This window comes from Streptomyces sp. BoleA5 (assembly GCF_000373665.1).
GTDB lineage: Bacteria > Actinomycetota > Actinomycetes > Streptomycetales > Streptomycetaceae > Actinacidiphila.
Map to the genome: position 1 here is coordinate 26,621 of NZ_KB892113.1, position 15,014 is coordinate 41,634.

Annotated in this window: 12 protein-coding genes; 8 read left to right on the forward strand and 4 right to left on the reverse strand. The window is 74.5% G+C overall.

The features are described from left to right. Positions 1-53: 53 nt before the first annotated feature. Positions 54-1,421, reverse strand: coding sequence for a hypothetical protein (locus B085_RS0124345; protein ID WP_037732375.1), 1,368 nt, complete (start codon positions 1,419-1,421; stop codon positions 54-56). 164 nt (positions 1,422-1,585) lie between these two features. Between B085_RS0124345 and B085_RS0124350 the strand changes: the two genes are divergently transcribed. From B085_RS0124350 to sucD, 5 genes are all read left to right on the forward strand, one after another. Beyond that, positions 1,586-2,674: an ATP-binding protein gene (locus B085_RS0124350; RefSeq protein ID WP_018561213.1), complete on the forward strand. Its 1,089-nt coding sequence runs from the start codon at positions 1,586-1,588 to the stop codon at positions 2,672-2,674. Then, positions 2,671-5,010, forward strand: a complete 2,340-nt coding sequence (locus B085_RS0124355; protein WP_018561214.1) for a DUF5682 family protein — start codon at positions 2,671-2,673, stop codon at positions 5,008-5,010. Before B085_RS0124350 ends, B085_RS0124355 begins: the two co-directional genes overlap by 4 nt. 80 nt (positions 5,011-5,090) lie before the next feature. Continuing rightward, positions 5,091-6,212 carry a VWA domain-containing protein gene (locus B085_RS0124360; RefSeq protein ID WP_078620061.1) on the forward strand — a complete coding sequence of 374 codons (1,122 nt, stop codon included), beginning with the start codon at positions 5,091-5,093 and terminating at the stop codon, positions 6,210-6,212. Between the two features lie 343 nt (positions 6,213-6,555). Further along, a complete protein-coding gene (gene sucC, locus B085_RS0124365; RefSeq protein WP_018561216.1) occupies positions 6,556-7,731 on the forward strand; it encodes an ADP-forming succinate--CoA ligase subunit beta in 1,176 nt (391 codons plus the stop codon). 18 nt (positions 7,732-7,749) lie between these two features. Then, entirely contained in the window at positions 7,750-8,634 is an 885-nt protein-coding gene (gene sucD, locus B085_RS0124370) for a succinate--CoA ligase subunit alpha (RefSeq protein ID WP_018561217.1), read from the forward strand. Between the two features lie 101 nt (positions 8,635-8,735). Here the strand turns inward: sucD and B085_RS43640 are convergent, their stop codons facing one another. Continuing rightward, complete coding sequence (locus B085_RS43640; RefSeq protein ID WP_158689816.1) at positions 8,736-9,674, reverse strand: RNA polymerase sigma factor; 939 nt, start codon at positions 9,672-9,674, stop codon at positions 8,736-8,738. A 112-nt stretch (positions 9,675-9,786) separates the two neighbouring features. Between B085_RS43640 and B085_RS49505 the strand changes: the two genes are divergently transcribed. Then, a complete protein-coding gene (locus B085_RS49505) occupies positions 9,787-11,190 on the forward strand; it encodes a DUF6350 family protein (protein WP_158689817.1) in 1,404 nt (467 codons plus the stop codon). Positions 11,191-11,219: 29 nt separating this feature from the next. Here the strand turns inward: B085_RS49505 and B085_RS43650 are convergent, their stop codons facing one another. Continuing rightward, entirely contained in the window at positions 11,220-11,924 is a 705-nt protein-coding gene (locus B085_RS43650) for a hypothetical protein (RefSeq protein ID WP_018561219.1), read from the reverse strand. Between the two features lie 229 nt (positions 11,925-12,153). Here B085_RS43650 and purN point away from each other — a divergent pair, with 229 nt between their 5' ends. Next, on the forward strand, positions 12,154-12,768 hold the full coding sequence (gene purN / locus B085_RS0124390) for a phosphoribosylglycinamide formyltransferase (protein WP_026251380.1): 615 nt from the start codon (positions 12,154-12,156) through the stop codon (positions 12,766-12,768). Beyond that, positions 12,765-14,318: a bifunctional phosphoribosylaminoimidazolecarboxamide formyltransferase/IMP cyclohydrolase gene (gene purH / locus B085_RS0124395; RefSeq protein WP_018561221.1), complete on the forward strand. Its 1,554-nt coding sequence runs from the start codon at positions 12,765-12,767 to the stop codon at positions 14,316-14,318. The genes purN and purH overlap by 4 nt, the downstream gene beginning before the upstream one ends. A 69-nt stretch (positions 14,319-14,387) precedes the next feature. Here the strand turns inward: purH and B085_RS0124400 are convergent, their stop codons facing one another. Further along, the gene (locus B085_RS0124400) at positions 14,388-15,002 is read right to left on the reverse strand and encodes a hypothetical protein (RefSeq protein ID WP_018561222.1); all 615 of its coding nucleotides are present in this window, start codon (positions 15,000-15,002) and stop codon (positions 14,388-14,390) included. Between the last annotated feature and the right edge of the window lie 12 nt (positions 15,003-15,014).

Genomic DNA, 15,014 nt, shown 5'->3' on the forward strand with positions numbered 1-15,014 from the left:
TCCCCCTCCAGTCGTCGTCTCCACGCGGCCGCCCTCGGGGATCCCGGCCGGGATCACACCGTCAGCGGCACCGGCTCCGCGGCCGTGCCGGCCCAGGCCGTGCACGGACGGAAGCCCTGGTGCCCCAGCTCGCCGAACACCGTCACCGGGTGGCCGCCGGAGACCGCCGCGAGGCGCCACAGCCCCGCTCCGGCACCGGAGCCGCCCGCCGCGACGGGGACGGCGTCGCTCCCGTCCGCGTCCGCCACCTGCCAGCCCGCCCCGCCGGGTATCGGCACGACACCGGCGAGCACGACCGGCCAGGCGTCCAGCCATGGATCGCCGGCCACGGCCTGCCCGTACGTGTCGAGCGCCGCCGCCACCGGTACGCCCGGCGGCACGCGGCCCGGCAGGGGCGCGCCGTGCCGCGGCCCGAGCACCGCCCGCAGCGGGCGGGCCGCCGGATGGAAGGCCAGCTCCGCGTCGAGGCCGAGGCCGACCGGCAGCGCGGGCTCCGGCGCCCTGCCCGCCGCCCCGAAGGACAGCAGCAGCGCGGCACGGCCGGTGGCCTCGCCGTACAGCCAGGTCCTGCGGGTGGTGAGACGTTCGTCGGCCGTGTCCTGCCGCGCCAGGACCAGCCATCGGTCGCGCACCGTCGGCCCGGCGAGGAGTTCCGCCGAGTCGACGGTGAAGCCGACCCGGGACCGGACGGTGGCCGCCAGCGGCGCGGGGAGAGCCTCCTGCCGCAGGCAGCTCCTGGCCAGCAGGTGCAGCAGCGCCGTCTCCTCCAGCAGCCGCGACGGCCAGTCACCCCCCGCCCCCGCGAGCGCGCCCAGCTCGCGCACCCGCGTGGCGAGACCTGGGGCCTGGGCGTCGACCATGCGCGCCGCCATCTCCTCCCACGGCCGGTACCCCTCGCGGTCCGCGCCCGCCAGGCCTCCCCGCAGCAGGTCCGCCAGCCGCCGCTCCAGCTCCGTCGCCCCGGCGGCGACCCGCTCCGCCCGGCGCTCGGCCCGCCTGCGCGCCGCCTCCCGGTCACCGCCGGACGCCCCGCGCCCGCCGCGCTCCGTCCGTTCCCCCCGCGCGCGGCGCGAGTCCAGCCATGCGGTGACCCAGTCGGGCCGGCCGCCCCCGTGCGCGGCCGGCCCCACCTCGCCCCCCGCCCACAGGAGAAGCAGCGCGAGCACGTGCGCGCACGGGGACGTGCGGCCGGGGCAGCTGCACCCGAAGGCGGGCCCCACCGTCTCGGCCACCGCCCGGTACGGGGAACTGCCGCCGCCCGCGCACGACCCCCACACCGCGGTGCCCGAACTCCCCGTCCCGGACCATCGGGCGGCCGTCGCCAGGCCCTTCCCGGCCTCGCGTGACGACGTGTCGGACGCGAGTGCCAGGACCTGGTCGGGCGTCCACCGCTCCGCTCGCCGTCCATCCGTCCCGTTCATGGCCACGACGCTACGGGCAGCCACTGACAAACCGCCCTGAGCTGCGGCTTCCTGACGCGCGAACGGGATTGTCAGTGGGGTGCGCGATGGTGGGAACGCGGACGCCCCGAGGGGGCTGACGGGGCGTCCGCGCCATCGGCTCCATGGGAGAACAGGGGAGAACCATGTCCGTGGACACCGCACTCCGGCCGCATGCCGAAGACGCGTTCGCCCATGAGCTCAAGGCTCTCGCGGCGGCCGACGACCGGCCGCGCCCGGCCCGGTGGAACCTGTCGCCGTGGGCGGTCGCCACGTACCTGCTCGGCGGCGAGCTGCCCGACGGCACGGTCGTCACCCCCAAGTACGTGGGTCCGCGGCGGATCGTGGAGGTCGCGGTCAGCACGCTCGCGACCGACCGGGCGCTGCTGCTGCTCGGCGTCCCGGGCACCGCCAAGACCTGGGTCTCCGAGCACCTCGCCGCCGCCGTCAGCGGTGACTCCACGCTGCTCGTGCAGGGCACCGCGGGCACCCCGGAGGAGGCCGTCCGCTACGGCTGGAACTACGCCCGGCTGCTCACCGGCGGCCCGAGCCGGGAGGCACTGGTCCCGAGCCCGGTCATGCGCGCGATGGCCGAGGGGCGCATCGCCCGCGTGGAGGAGCTGACCCGCATCCCCGCGGACGTCCAGGACACCCTCATCACCATCCTCTCCGAGAAGACCCTGCCCATACCGGAGCTGGGCACCGAGACCCAGGCCGTGCGCGGGTTCAACGTGATCGCGACGGCCAACGACCGCGACCGCGGCGTCAACGACCTGTCGAGCGCGCTGCGCCGGCGCTTCAACACGGTCGTGCTGCCGCTGCCCGCGACCGTGGAGGAGGAGGTCGACATCGTCAGCCGCCGTGTCCGCCAGCTGGGGCGCTCGCTGGAGCTGCCCGCCGCCCCGGAGGGCGCGGACGAGATCCGGCGGGTGGTCACCGTCTTCCGCGAACTGCGCGGCGGGGTCACCGCCGACGGGCGCACGAAGGTGAAGTCCCCCTCCGGCACCCTCTCCACAGCCGAGGCGATCTCCGTGGTGACGAACGGACTCGCCCTGGCGGCGCACTTCGGCGACGGTGTACTGCGCGCCGGGGACATCGCCGCGGGGATCCTCGGGGCGGTGGTGCGCGACCCGTCCGCCGACCGCGTGGTCTGGCAGGAGTACCTGGAGACGGTGGTCCGCGAGCGGGAGGGCTGGAAGGACTTCTACCGTGCCTGCCGTGAGGTGACGCCGTGACCGCCGCGGACGGGGTGGCGCTGCTGGGGGTTCGGCACCACGGCCCGGGGTCGGCCCGCGCCGTACGGGCCGCGCTCGACCGGCTGGAGCCGCGGATCGTGCTCGTCGAGGGCCCGCCGGAGGCCGACGCGGTGCTGGGGCTCGCCGCCGATCCCGGGATGCGGCCGCCCGTCGCGCTGCTCGCCCACGTGGTGGACGAGCCGTCCCGGGCCGGCTTCTGGCCGTTCGCCGAGTTCTCCCCCGAATGGGCGGCGATCCGCTGGGCGGCCGGACACGCGGTGCCGGTGCGGTTCATCGACCTTCCCGCCGCGCACTCGCTCCTGCTGCGCGACGAGAGTGAGGCTCCGCACGGACCAGGGGCACGAGGGGAAGGAGAGGAAGGAGGAGAAGGGGACGGGGGAGAAGAGGGAGCCGGAGCGGCGGACGCGCGCATCGACCCGCTCGCCGTGCTGGCGCGGGCGGCCGGCCACGACGATCCGGAGCGCTGGTGGGAGGACGCCGTCGAGCACCGCGGCGGGGACGGCGAGGGGGACGGCGACCCGCTGGCCGCGTTCGGGGCGCTCGCCGAGGCCATGGGTGTGCTGCGCGAGACCTACGGAGACGGGGGACACCGGGGGGACGCGGTGCGCGAGGCCCACATGCGGCTGCGGATACGGGAGGCGCGCCGCGCGCACGAGCGGGTGGCGGTGGTGTGCGGCGCCTGGCACGTGCCCGCCCTCGCCCGTACGGGCGGTGTCACAGCCGACCGGGCCCTGCTCAAAGGCCTGCCCAAGGCGAAGGTGGAGGTCACCTGGGTGCCCTGGACGCACCGCAGGCTCTCCCGGGCCGGCGGCTACGGGGCCGGCATCGACTCGCCCGGCTGGTACCGCCATCTGTTCACCTCGCCCGACCGGCCCGTCGCCCGGTGGATGACCAAGGTCGCCGGCCTGCTGCGCGAGGAGGACCTCCCGGTCTCCTCCGCGCACGTCATCGAGGCGGTACGGCTCGCCGACACCCTCGCGGGCCTGCGCGGCCGCCCGCTGCCCGGGCTCGGCGAGACCACGGACGCGGTACGGGCGGTGATGTGCGACGGATCGGACGTTCCGCTGGCGCTGATCCGGGACCGGCTGGTGGTGGGGGACGTGCTGGGCGAGGTCCCGCGGGGCGCGCCCGCGGTGCCTCTCGCCCGCGACCTGACACGCGAGCAGCGCAGGCTGCGGATGAAGCCGGAGGCGGCGGAGAAGGAGGCGGACCTGGACCTGCGCAAGGACACCGACGCCGCACGCAGCCGGCTGCTGCACCGGCTTGGGATGCTCGGGATCGACTGGGGGCGGCCGAGCCGGTCCCGCACGGCCGCCACCGGTACCTTCCGGGAGAGCTGGCGGCTGCGCTGGGAGCCGGAACTCGCGGTGGCGGTCGCGGAGGCCGGGGTGTGGGGCACCACGGTGGAGTCCGCGGCGGGCGCCCGGGCCGAGGACGCGGCGGTGAACGCGCGGGCGCTCGCCGAGCTGACGGGCCTCGCGGAACGCTGCCTGCTCGCCGGGCTGCCGGACGCCCTGCCGACGGTGATGCGGGTGCTCGCCGACCGGGCGGCGCTCGACACGGACGTCGCGCACCTCGCGCAGGCACTGCCCGCGCTGGTGCGCTCGCTGCGCTACGGCGACGTTCGGGGCACGGACGCGGGGGCGCTGCGCGAGGTCGCCGGGGGACTCGCGGAGCGCGTCTGCGTCGGGCTCCCGCCCGCCTGCGCGGGGCTCGACGCGGACGGCGCCGCCGAGATGCGCGGTCATGTCGTGGAGGTGCAGCAGGCCCTGGTCCTGCTCGGCGACGACGCGCTGCGCGACCGCTGGGCCGGCGTGCTGCGGAAGCTGGCCGTGCGGGACCGCGGCATACCGGGACTGCTGCGCGGCAGCGCCGCACGGCTGCTCCTCGACGACGCCCGCCTGGGACCCGGCGAGGTGGCCCGGCTGATGGGACTCGCACTGTCGCACGGCACGGCGCCCCAGGAGGCGGCCGCCTGGGTCGAGGGCTTCCTCGCCGGGGGCGGCATGCTGCTGGTCCACGACGAGCGGCTGCTCGCGCTGGTCGACGGCTGGCTGACCACGGTGCCCGCGGCGGCCTTCGACGACGTGCTCCCGTTGCTGCGGCGCACCTTCGGCGGCTTCGACCCGGGGGTGCGGCGCACGGTGGGGGAGCTCGTGCGGCGCGGCCCGGGAGGCGGGGGCGCGGCCGGCGCCGCGGGGGAGGGCCTGCCGGGCTTCGCCTCGCGGCTCGACGAGGAGCGGGCGGAGGCGGCGCTGTCCACCGTGCGGCTGCTGCTGGGTCCCGGCGGAGCGGACGGGGGTCAGGACGCGTGAAGGACACCGACGAGGGCACGGGTACGGGCGAGCGCCCGGGCAAGGGTGCGGAGGCCGACGAGCGGCTGCGCCGCTGGCGGATGGTGCTCGGCGGCGGGCCCGCCGACGGCACGGGGCGGCGCCTCACGGGCCGGGACGCCGCGATGGACCAGTCGCTGGAGGCGGTGTACGGCGCCGCGCCGCGCGGCGACGGCGGGGCACCTCCCCCGCGGAGCGGCGGCCTGGGCGGCTCGGCGCCGCAGGTCGCGCGCTGGCTGGGAGACATCCGCAGATACTTCCCCGGCAGCGTCGTGCAGGTGATGCAGCGCGACGCCGTCGACCGGCTCGGGCTTTCCGCGCTGCTGCTGGAACCGGAGATGCTGGAGGCGGTGGAGCCCGACGTCCACCTGGTCGGCACGCTGCTCTCGCTGAACAAGGCGATGCCCGCGACGACGAAGGAGACGGCGCGTGCCGTCGTCCGCAAGGTCGTGGATGACCTGGAGCGGCGTCTGGCGACCCGGACCCGGGCCGCCCTCACCGGCGCGCTGGACCGTTCCGCCCGGGTGGACCGCCCCCGGCACCGGGACATCGACTGGGACCGCACGATCCGTGCCAACCTCCGCCACTACCTGCCCGAGCACGGCACGGTCGTGCCCGAGCGGCTGATAGGCCACGGCCGTGCCTCGAAGGCGGTGCGGAAGGACGTCGTGCTCTGTATCGACCAGTCGGGCTCGATGGCGGCGTCCGTGGTCTACGCGTCCGTCTTCGGCGCCGTGCTCGCCTCCCTGCGCAGCCTCGACACCCGGCTCGTCGTCTTCGACACGGCGGTCGCCGACCTGACGGAACATCTGGACGACCCCGTCGACGTGCTGTTCGGCACCAGCCTCGGCGGCGGCACCGACATCAACCGGGCGCTGGCCTACTGCCAGTCGCTCGTCAGCCGGCCCGCCGAGACCGTCGTCGTCCTCGTCAGCGACCTGTACGAGGGCGGCATCCGCGACGAGATGCTCAAGCGGGTCGCCGCGATGAAGGCGTCCGGCGTGCAGTTCGTGGCGCTGCTGGCGCTGTCGGACGAGGGCGCGCCCTCCTACGACCGCGAGCACGCGGCGGCGCTCGCGGCACTGGGGGTGCCCGCGTTCGCCTGCACCCCGGACCTCTTCCCCGAGGTGATGGCGGCCGCCGTCGAGAAGCGGCCGCTGCCCGTGCCCGAGGCCGGCGGGTGACGCCTGGCCGGGCGGACGGCAGCGGCCCGGTCACGCTCGGTGAGCGTTCCTGTCCTGCCGGACGCCGCCGGGACGGCCGTCCGCAGGGCGCCGGCGGCGCTTGCGCTGTCAAGGGAAGCCCCTCGTTCGGCTGGTCTGTGACCGTTCTCACCGCTCCCGCGCCACCTCCGATTTACCCGTGCCGCCCATGCGGCGATAACCTGCGAGACGGACATGCCGCGTGCTCGGCCGCCGTGTGCGCCCCCCGTACGACCGTTCGTAGGGTTCGTTACGAAGACGTCAGCGACGACCGCCCCCGGCACGCACGCAGACAACGAACCGCGATTACCAAGGACGGACGCGCGTGGACCTGTTCGAGTACCAGGCGAGGGACCTCTTCGCCAAGCACGGTGTACCGGTGCTGGCCGGTGAAGTCATCGACACGCCTGAGGCGGCGCGCGAGGTCGCGGAGCGACTCGGTGGCAAGGCTGTCGTCAAGGCCCAGGTGAAGACCGGCGGCCGCGGCAAGGCCGGCGGCGTGAAGGTGGCGTCGGACCCCGAGGACGCGGTCGCCAAGGCCGGCCAGATCCTCGGCATGGACATCAAGGGCCACACGGTTCACAAGGTGATGCTGGCCGAGCTGGCCCCGGAGATCGCCTCCGAGTACTACGTCTCCTTCCTCCTCGACCGCGCCAACCGGACCTTCCTGGCGATCGCGTCCGTCGAGGGCGGCATGGAGATCGAGGAGGTCGCGGCCACCAACCCCGCGGCCGTCGCCAAGATCCCGGTGGACGCCATCGAGGGCGTGACCCCGGCCAAGGCCCGCGAGATCGTCGAGGCGGCCGCCTTCCCGGCCGACGTCGCCGACCAGGTCACCGAGATCCTGCAGACCCTGTGGAAGACCTTCCTCTCCGAGGACGCGCTCCTGGTCGAGGTCAACCCGCTCGCCAAGGTCGCCGACGGCCGCGTCATCGCGCTCGACGGCAAGGTCTCCCTGGACGAGAACGCCGACTTCCGCCAGCCGGAGCACGAGGCGCTGGTCGACCACGCCGCCGCCAACCCGCTGGAGGCCGCGGCCAAGGCCAAGGGCCTCAACTACGTCAAGCTCGACGGCGAGGTCGGCATCATCGGCAACGGCGCGGGTCTCGTCATGAGCACCCTGGACGTCGTCGCCTACGCCGGTGAGGGCCACGGCAACGTCAAGCCCGCCAACTTCCTCGACATCGGTGGTGGCGCCTCCGCCGAGGTCATGGCCAACGGTCTCGAGATCATCCTGGGCGACGCGGACGTCAAGTCCGTCTTCGTCAACGTCTTCGGCGGCATCACCGCCTGCGACGCGGTCGCCAACGGCATCGTCCAGGCCCTGGAGCTGCTGAAGTCCAAGGGCGAAGAGGTCACCAAGCCGCTCGTCGTCCGCCTGGACGGCAACAACGCCGAGCTGGGCCGGCAGATCCTCACCGACGCCAACCACCCGCTGGTGGAGCAGGTCGACACCATGGACGGCGCCGCCGAGCGCGCCGCCGAGCTGGCTGCGAAGTAAGGGACAGGTCACCACATCATGGCTATCTTCCTGACCAAGGAGAGCAAGGTCATCGTCCAGGGGATGACCGGTTCCGAGGGCACCAAGCACACCCGGCGCATGCTCGCCTCGGGTACCAACATCGTCGGCGGGGTGAACCCGCGCAAGGCCGGCACCAGCGTGGACTTCGACGGCACCGAGGTGCCGGTGTTCGGCTCGGTCGCCGAGGCGATGGAGAAGACCGGTGCCGACGTCACCGTCATCTTCGTCCCGCCGAAGTTCGCCAAGGACGCGGTCATCGAGGCCATCGACGCCGGCATCGGCCTCGCGGTCGTGATCACCGAGGGCATCGCCGTCCACGACACCGCCGCCTTCTGGGCGTACGCGGGCAGCAAGGGCAACAAGACCCGGATCATCGGTCCCAACTGCCCCGGTCTGATCACCCCCGGACAGTCCAACGCGGGCATCATCCCGGCCGACATCACCACCTCCGGCCGCATCGGCCTGGTGTCGAAGTCCGGCACGCTGACGTACCAGATGATGTACGAGCTCAGCGACATCGGCTTCTCCTCCGCGGTCGGCATCGGTGGTGACCCGATCATCGGCACCACCCACATCGACGCGCTGAAGGCGTTCCAGGACGACCCCGACACCGACCTGATCGTCATGATCGGCGAGATCGGCGGCGACGCCGAGGAGCGTGCCGCGGCCTTCATCGCCGAGCACGTCACCAAGCCGGTCGTCGGCTACGTCGCGGGCTTCACCGCGCCCGAGGGCAAGACCATGGGCCACGCCGGCGCCATCGTCTCCGGCTCCTCCGGCACCGCCCAGGCGAAGAAGGAGGCCCTCGAGGCCGCCGGCGTCAAGGTGGGCAAGACCCCGTCGGAGACGGCCCGCCTCGCGCGCGCCATCCTCCAGGGCTGATCCCCGCTTCCGTACGGAGGCAGGCACGCGGGCCCGCTCCCCTCGGGGAGCGGGCCCGCGTGCGTGTGCGGGGCCGGCGGCCGGGGCGGTGACGCAACCGCTCAGGGAGCGGGGGCGGAGGTGCGCTGTCCGGCCGGGTGGCGGTCGGCCGCGACCCGGCCGGACAGCGGCCCGAACACCAGCCCGACCGCGGTCACCAGCGCGATCAGCAGCGTCGCCCCCACGGCGCCCACCGTGCGGATGCGCAGCCACTGCTCGCTCAGCTCGCGCACCATGGCCGCCGGGAACTCGGGCTGCGGCTGCTCGTCCAGCAGGTCGCCGAGGCGGACCGCCGCCGCCTCGCCGAGGACCTCACGTCCGCGGACGATGCGCCGCCTGGTCATGGAGGTGGTGGCCAGGCTCTCCGCCGCGGTGCGCCGCAGGCTCAGCCCCAGGCCGTCGTGGAGCAGCACGGCGTGCCGGGTGCCGCGCGGCAGCCGCTGGAACGGGCTGCGCTCCCGTGGCGGTGTGCGGAACCAGGGCAGCAGCTGCTGCCAGGGCGCGAGGGCGTGGTGGTGCGCCTCCGCGCGGATCCACCCGGCCGGGTCGGGGTCGACGGCGACCTCGGGCCACCGCTGCCAGGCCAGGTCGAAGGCGCGGTGCACGGCGTGCCGGGCCAGCGGCATGCTCCCGGTGAGCAGTTCGACCTGGCGGAGCAGGGCGGGGGCGTTGCGGGTGTACAGCCCGTCGAAGGCGGCCTGGGCGGCCTCGGCGATCCGTACGGCCTCGACCGCCGGGTCCTGCGCCGGCGCTTCCGGCAGTGCCTGCCCGCCGCGCGGGGCGGACCCGGACGCCGGGTCGGCCGGGCGGGAGCCGGGGCCGGGGTCGCGGGAGGCGCCGGCCACTGCGGGCTCCGGCCGCTCCGCGGGCGCGGCGGACTCCCCCCGACCGGCCGCTCGTGCGGCCCGGGGGTCCTGCGCGGCGTCGCCGTCCTTCGCGGACTGGTGGCGCCTTCGCCTCTTGACTGCCTTCGCGGCCTTCGTGGTGGGTGTGCGGCTCATGCGATCGACCACTCGGATCGAATGAAGAAACGCATAACGCCATATTCCGCGACACGGCGGGCATTCGCATGCTGCCACGTCGAAAGGGGGTGTTCTTGGCAGCATGAGATCCGTGAGTGCCGCAAGCGCCCTGAGTCACGCCGTGCGCCGGATCCGGGCCGCCCACGCGACCCTGCGCACCTCCGAATCGGCCCCCGCCTTCACCGGCGGCGTGGTCGCTGCGGGCCTGGGCCTGGGCGGCTTCGCCATGCTCGTGCTTTTCCTGTGGGTCGTCTCCCCGTTCCCGGACAGCGGACTGGACGGCGCCCTGCACGTCGCCGCGGACTGCTGGCTGCTCGCCCACGGGGGCGACCTCGTGCGCACCGAGACCCTCTCCGGGTCCGCCGCCCCCATCGGCGTCACGCCGCTGCTGCTCATGGTGTTCCCGGTCTGGCTGCTGTACCGGGCCGGGGCGGACGCCGTCGTGCCCGCCTCGGACGGCAAGGTCGCGCGGTCCGCCGTCGCCTGGCTGATCGGCGGATACCTCGCGGTGGGCGCCGGGGTGGTCGTCTACACCTCGTACGGGCCGGTGCGCAGCGACGCCCTCGCCGCGGCGCTGCACCTGCCCGTCGTCGCCGCCCTCGCGGCGGGTGCCGGGGCCTGGGCGGAGCGGGGGCGGCCGCGGATCCCGCTGCCCGGCCCGCTGTCCCGGGTGACCGCGGTGGTGACGGTGCCGCTGCGCGAGGTCGTGGCCGTGCTGCGTTCGGCGGCGGCGGGCGTCTGCGTCCTCGTCGCGGGCGGCGCGGCGCTCACGGTGGTGACCCTGGCGCTGCATCCCGGCGCCGCGGGGGCGTCCTTCACACGGCTCAGCGAGGCGCTGTCCGGGCGCCTGGCCGTGCTGGCGGTGGCGGTCGCGCTGATTCCGAACGCCGCCGTGTGGGGAGCGGCCTACGCGCTGGGCCCCGGTTTCGCGCTCGGCACCGAGGCCGTGGTGCGTCCGGCCGGGGTGGTGGGGGAGCCGGTGCTGCCGGACTTCCCGCTGCTCGCGGCGCTGCCCCAGGCCGGCCCGGGGACGTCGCTGACCTGGGCGGCACTGGTCGTGCCGGTGCTCGCCGGGGTCGCGGTGGGGTGGCTCGCCGTCGATCGCCGTGAGCCGTGCGGCCTCGGGCGCACCGCGGCCCACGCGGCCCTGGGCGGGCTGGCGTGCGGGATCGCCATGGCACTGCTCACCGGGTTCGCGGCGGGGCCGCTGGGCACCGGGGCGCTGGAGGAATTCGGGCCGTCATGGTGGCTCGTCGGGGGCATGGCGGCCGGATGGACGGCGACCGCCGGCACGCCGACGGCCCTGCTGGTGCGCTGGGTGCGGGTCCGCCGCGCGTCCGCCGGGACGGGGAGCGGGTGGGCGGAGGCCCCTGAGGCGGAGAGCCCGAGGACCGAGACGCCGAGTACCGAGACGCCGAGGACCGAGACCCCCAAGGCGGAGGCCCCGGAGTCGGAGGGCCGCGCGACGGCCGACGCCGCCCCGTGGGAGGCCTGAGCCTCCGCCCGGGGCGGCGCGGCGATGCGTCAGGGCGTGTTCAGGACGTCGCGGAGCGGGGTCGGCAGCAGCTTCTCGCACGCGTCGCGCGACGAGGAGGTGAGCGCGTCACGGGTGCAGGCGTAGTAGTCCTTGTAGACCACCTGGGTCGTGAAGGTCACCGCCACGACGCAGAGGGCGAGCCCGCCCATGATCAGACCGCCGAGGGCGGCCGGGCGCTGCGGCTTGCTGCGGGGGTCGGTGGGCCGCGGCGGCGTCGGGGCGGCCCCGCCCTCGGCCAGCAGGGCGGCCGCCTCGGCGCGGGCCTTGGCCCGCTCCTCGGGCTTCATCCGCAGCGCGTTGACGCTCCAGTACAGCGCGAGTGCGCCGAGCAACAGCCCCACGTACGTCCACCCGAGGAAGAGGGCGAAGAAGAGCCCCCACATGCCGCAGATCATGGCGTAGCGGGCACGCCGCTGGGCGGGGTCGGTGGGGTCGAAGCGGGGCCCGTCCGGGCGCCGGCCGCCGTAACCGCCACCGGGGCGGTTGCCGTAGCCACCATCCTCCCGGCCCGGCTGCCGGTCGCTCCACTGGCCGCCCCACGCCGGGGGCGGCGGGGGCGGAGTGGGCGTGGGCGGCTCGTCCCCGGAGTCGGAGGGCTGCTCCGGCCGGCGCGGCTGCCAGGGCTGCTCGGGCGCGTTCTCCGGCGGCGGGGCGAACGGGTTGTCCTGCTCGTGGCCTCGGCCACCGCTCATGTTTGCCTGGGTCATCCCCTTGCCGTCGACTCCTCGTGTTGTCGGACGCGTGACTTCGCCGTTCTCACCCCAGACGCTACCGCCCGCGCGCTCCCCCGTCCCGTGGGGGCGGGTGGGTGTGCCGGTATCGTTGCTGACGGTCGACGGCCTCGTAGAGTTCCCCGGAATTCCGGCGATCTTCGAGTCGTACGATCCTCCAAAGCGCCGGATCCCCGAGAGATGACCCGCAGTGGCCACAGTCTTTCCGCCCCTTTCCCGTCCCGCCCGACTCGTCGTGCTCGTCTCCGGTTCGGGCACGAACCTGCAGGCGCTGCTCGACGCGGGACTGCACGTCGTCGCCGTCGGCGCGGACCGGTCCGGCATCGCCGGACTGGAGCGCGCCGAGCGCGCCGGGGTGCCGACGTTCGTCTGCCGGGTCGGCGACCACGGCGACCGCGAGGCGTGGGACGCCGCGCTGACCGCCGCCGTGGCCGGATACGAGCCGGACCTGGTCGTCTCCGCGGGGTTCATGAAGATCGTGGGCAAGGAGTTCCTCGCCCGGTTCGGCGGCCGCTTCGTCAACACGCACCCGGCGCTGCTGCCGGGTTTCCCGGGTGCCCACGGGGTGCGCGACGCCCTCGCCTACGGCGTGAAGGTCACCGGCTGCACCGTCCACTTCGTCGACGACGGCGTCGACACCGGTCCGATCATCGCCCAGGGCGCGGTCGAGGTCCGGCAGGACGACACGGAGGAAGCGCTCCACGAGCGCATCAAGGAAGTCGAGCGCACGCTGCTCGTCGACGTCGTGGGGCGGTTGTCCCGCGACGGCTATCGCATTGAGGGACGAAAGGTTCTGTTGCCGTGAGTACCAAGCGGGAGATCCGTCGCGCACTGGTCAGCGTCTACGACAAGACCGGTCTGGAGGAGCTGGCCCGCGGCCTGCACGAGGCGGGCGTCCAGCTGGTCTCCACCGGCTCGACGGCCGGGCGGATCGCCGCCGCCGGAGTGCCGGTCACCAAGGTGGAGGAGCTGACCGGCTTCCCCGAGTGCCTGGACGGACGGGTCAAGACCCTGCACCCGAAGGTGCACGCCGGCATCCTCGCCGACCTGCGGCTGGAGGACCACCGCCGGCAGCTGGAGGAGCTGGGCGTCGAGCCCTTCGACCTGGTCGTGGTCAACCTCTACCCCTTCCGCGAGACGGTCGCCTCCGGCGCCTCGGAGGACGAGTGCGTCGAGCAGATCGACATCGGCGGCCCCTCGATGGTCCGCGCCGCCGCCAAGAACCACCCGTCCGTGGCGGTCGTGACCAGCCCCGAGCGGTACGCGGACGTGCTCGCAGCCGTCCGTGAGGGCGGCTTCGACCTCGGCACCCGCAAGCGCCTGGCGGCCGAGGCGTTCCAGCACACCGCGGCGTACGACGTCGCGGTCGCGAGCTGGTTCGCGAGCTCGTACGCGCCCGCCGACGACAGCCCCTTCCCGGACTTCATGGGCGCCACCTACGAGCGCAAGAACGTGCTGCGCTACGGCGAGAACCCGCACCAGGCCGCCGCGCTGTACACCGACGGCGGGACGGGCCTGGCCAACGCCGAGCAGCTGCACGGCAAGGAGATGTCCTACAACAACTACGTGGACACCGAGGCCGCGCGCCGGGCGGCGTACGACCACGAGGAGCCCTGCGTCGCGATCATCAAGCACGCCAACCCGTGCGGCATCGCGGTGGGCGACGACGTCGCCGAGGCGCACCGCAAGGCGCACGCCTGTGACCCGCTGTCGGCCTTCGGCGGCGTGATCGCCGTCAACCGGCCGGTGACGGTGGCCATGGCTGAGCAGGTCGCCGAGATCTTCACCGAGGTCATCGTGGCGCCGGACTTCGAGGAGGGCGCGGTCGAGGTCCTCGCCCGCAAGAAGAACATCCGCGTGCTGCGCTGCCCCGAGGCGCCCGAGGCGCGGACGGAGTTCCGTCCCGTCGAGGGCGGGCTGCTGCTGCAGGAGAAGGACCGCCTCCAGGCCGCCGGCGACGACCCGGCCACCTGGACGCTGGCCACCGGCGAGCCGCTGACGGCCGACGAACTGGCCGACCTGGCGTTCGCCTGGCGTGCCTGCCGGGCCGTGAAGTCCAACGCCATCCTGCTGGCCAAGGGCGGCGCCACGGTCGGCGTCGGCATGGGCCAGGTCAACCGGGTCGACTCCGCCAAGCTCGCCGTACAGCGGGCCGGCGAGGAGCGCGCGACGGGCTCCTACGCCGCCTCCGACGCCTTCTTCCCGTTCCCCGACGGGCTGGAGGTGCTCACCGGCGCGGGTGTCAAGGCCGTGGTGCAGCCCGGTGGTTCGGTGCGCGACGAGGCCGTGGTCGAGGCCGCCCGCAAGGCCGGCGTGACCATGTACCTCACCGGTACGCGGCACTTCTTCCACTGACCGGCCCGAGTGCCGGAACGCCGAAGGCCCCCGCTCGCGCGGGGGCCTTCGGCCTGCGGGCGGACCCGCTCAGTACTGCGGGCGCTTGAACCAGGCCGCCGTCTCGGCCTTGGCGGCGAAGACGATCAGCAGCACGCTGAGCGCGAGCGGCGCGAGCAGCACGAAGGCGCCGCTGAACATGGTGGCGACGCTGCTCAGCGCGACCAGCACGCCGATCACGATGGACCCGATCCGGGTGCCGTTGCCGCCGGTCCTGTACTTGGCGCCCATGCCGATCGACAGGACGGCGAAGGCGAGGAAGAGCACCCCCATGACGTAGACCAGGCCGATGGGCATGGCCAGTTCGTCGGTGTCGTCGATGCTCTTGAGCGCCGCGGCCCCGAGCAGGAGCAGCAGACCGCCCAGGATCTGCATCCCGCCGAGCACGAAGAGCATCGCCCGGGCCGCCCGCGCCGACGACGGCATGACCTCCGGCCCGCCCGGGTACGCCGCGAACGGCGTTCCGGGCTGCGGCTGCTGCGGCTGCTGCGGCTGCTGCGGGTATCCGTACGGCGGCTGCCCCTGTGGACGGGGCTGCGCCGGGTAGCCGTAGCCCGGCTGGGCCGGGGGCTGTTGCGGGTACCCGTAGGACTGCTGCGGCGGTTGCCGGCCGTAGGGATCGCCGGGACCGGGCGGATAGCTCACTTCTGACTTCCT

Excerpts from the sequence above, each read along its gene's own strand:
- B085_RS0124345 (WP_037732375.1), bottom strand. The coding sequence starts at position 1,421 with ATGAACGGGACGGATGGACGGCGAGCGGAGCGGTGGACGCCCGACCAG.
- B085_RS0124350 (WP_018561213.1), top strand. The coding sequence starts at position 1,586 with ATGTCCGTGGACACCGCACTCCGGCCGCATGCCGAAGACGCGTTCGCC.
- B085_RS0124360 (WP_078620061.1), top strand. The coding sequence starts at position 5,091 with ATGGTGCTCGGCGGCGGGCCCGCCGACGGCACGGGGCGGCGCCTCACG.
- sucD (WP_018561217.1), top strand. The coding sequence starts at position 7,750 with ATGGCTATCTTCCTGACCAAGGAGAGCAAGGTCATCGTCCAGGGGATG.
- B085_RS43640 (WP_158689816.1), bottom strand. The coding sequence starts at position 9,674 with ATGAGCCGCACACCCACCACGAAGGCCGCGAAGGCAGTCAAGAGGCGA.
- B085_RS43650 (WP_018561219.1), bottom strand. The coding sequence starts at position 11,924 with ATGAGCGGTGGCCGAGGCCACGAGCAGGACAACCCGTTCGCCCCGCCG.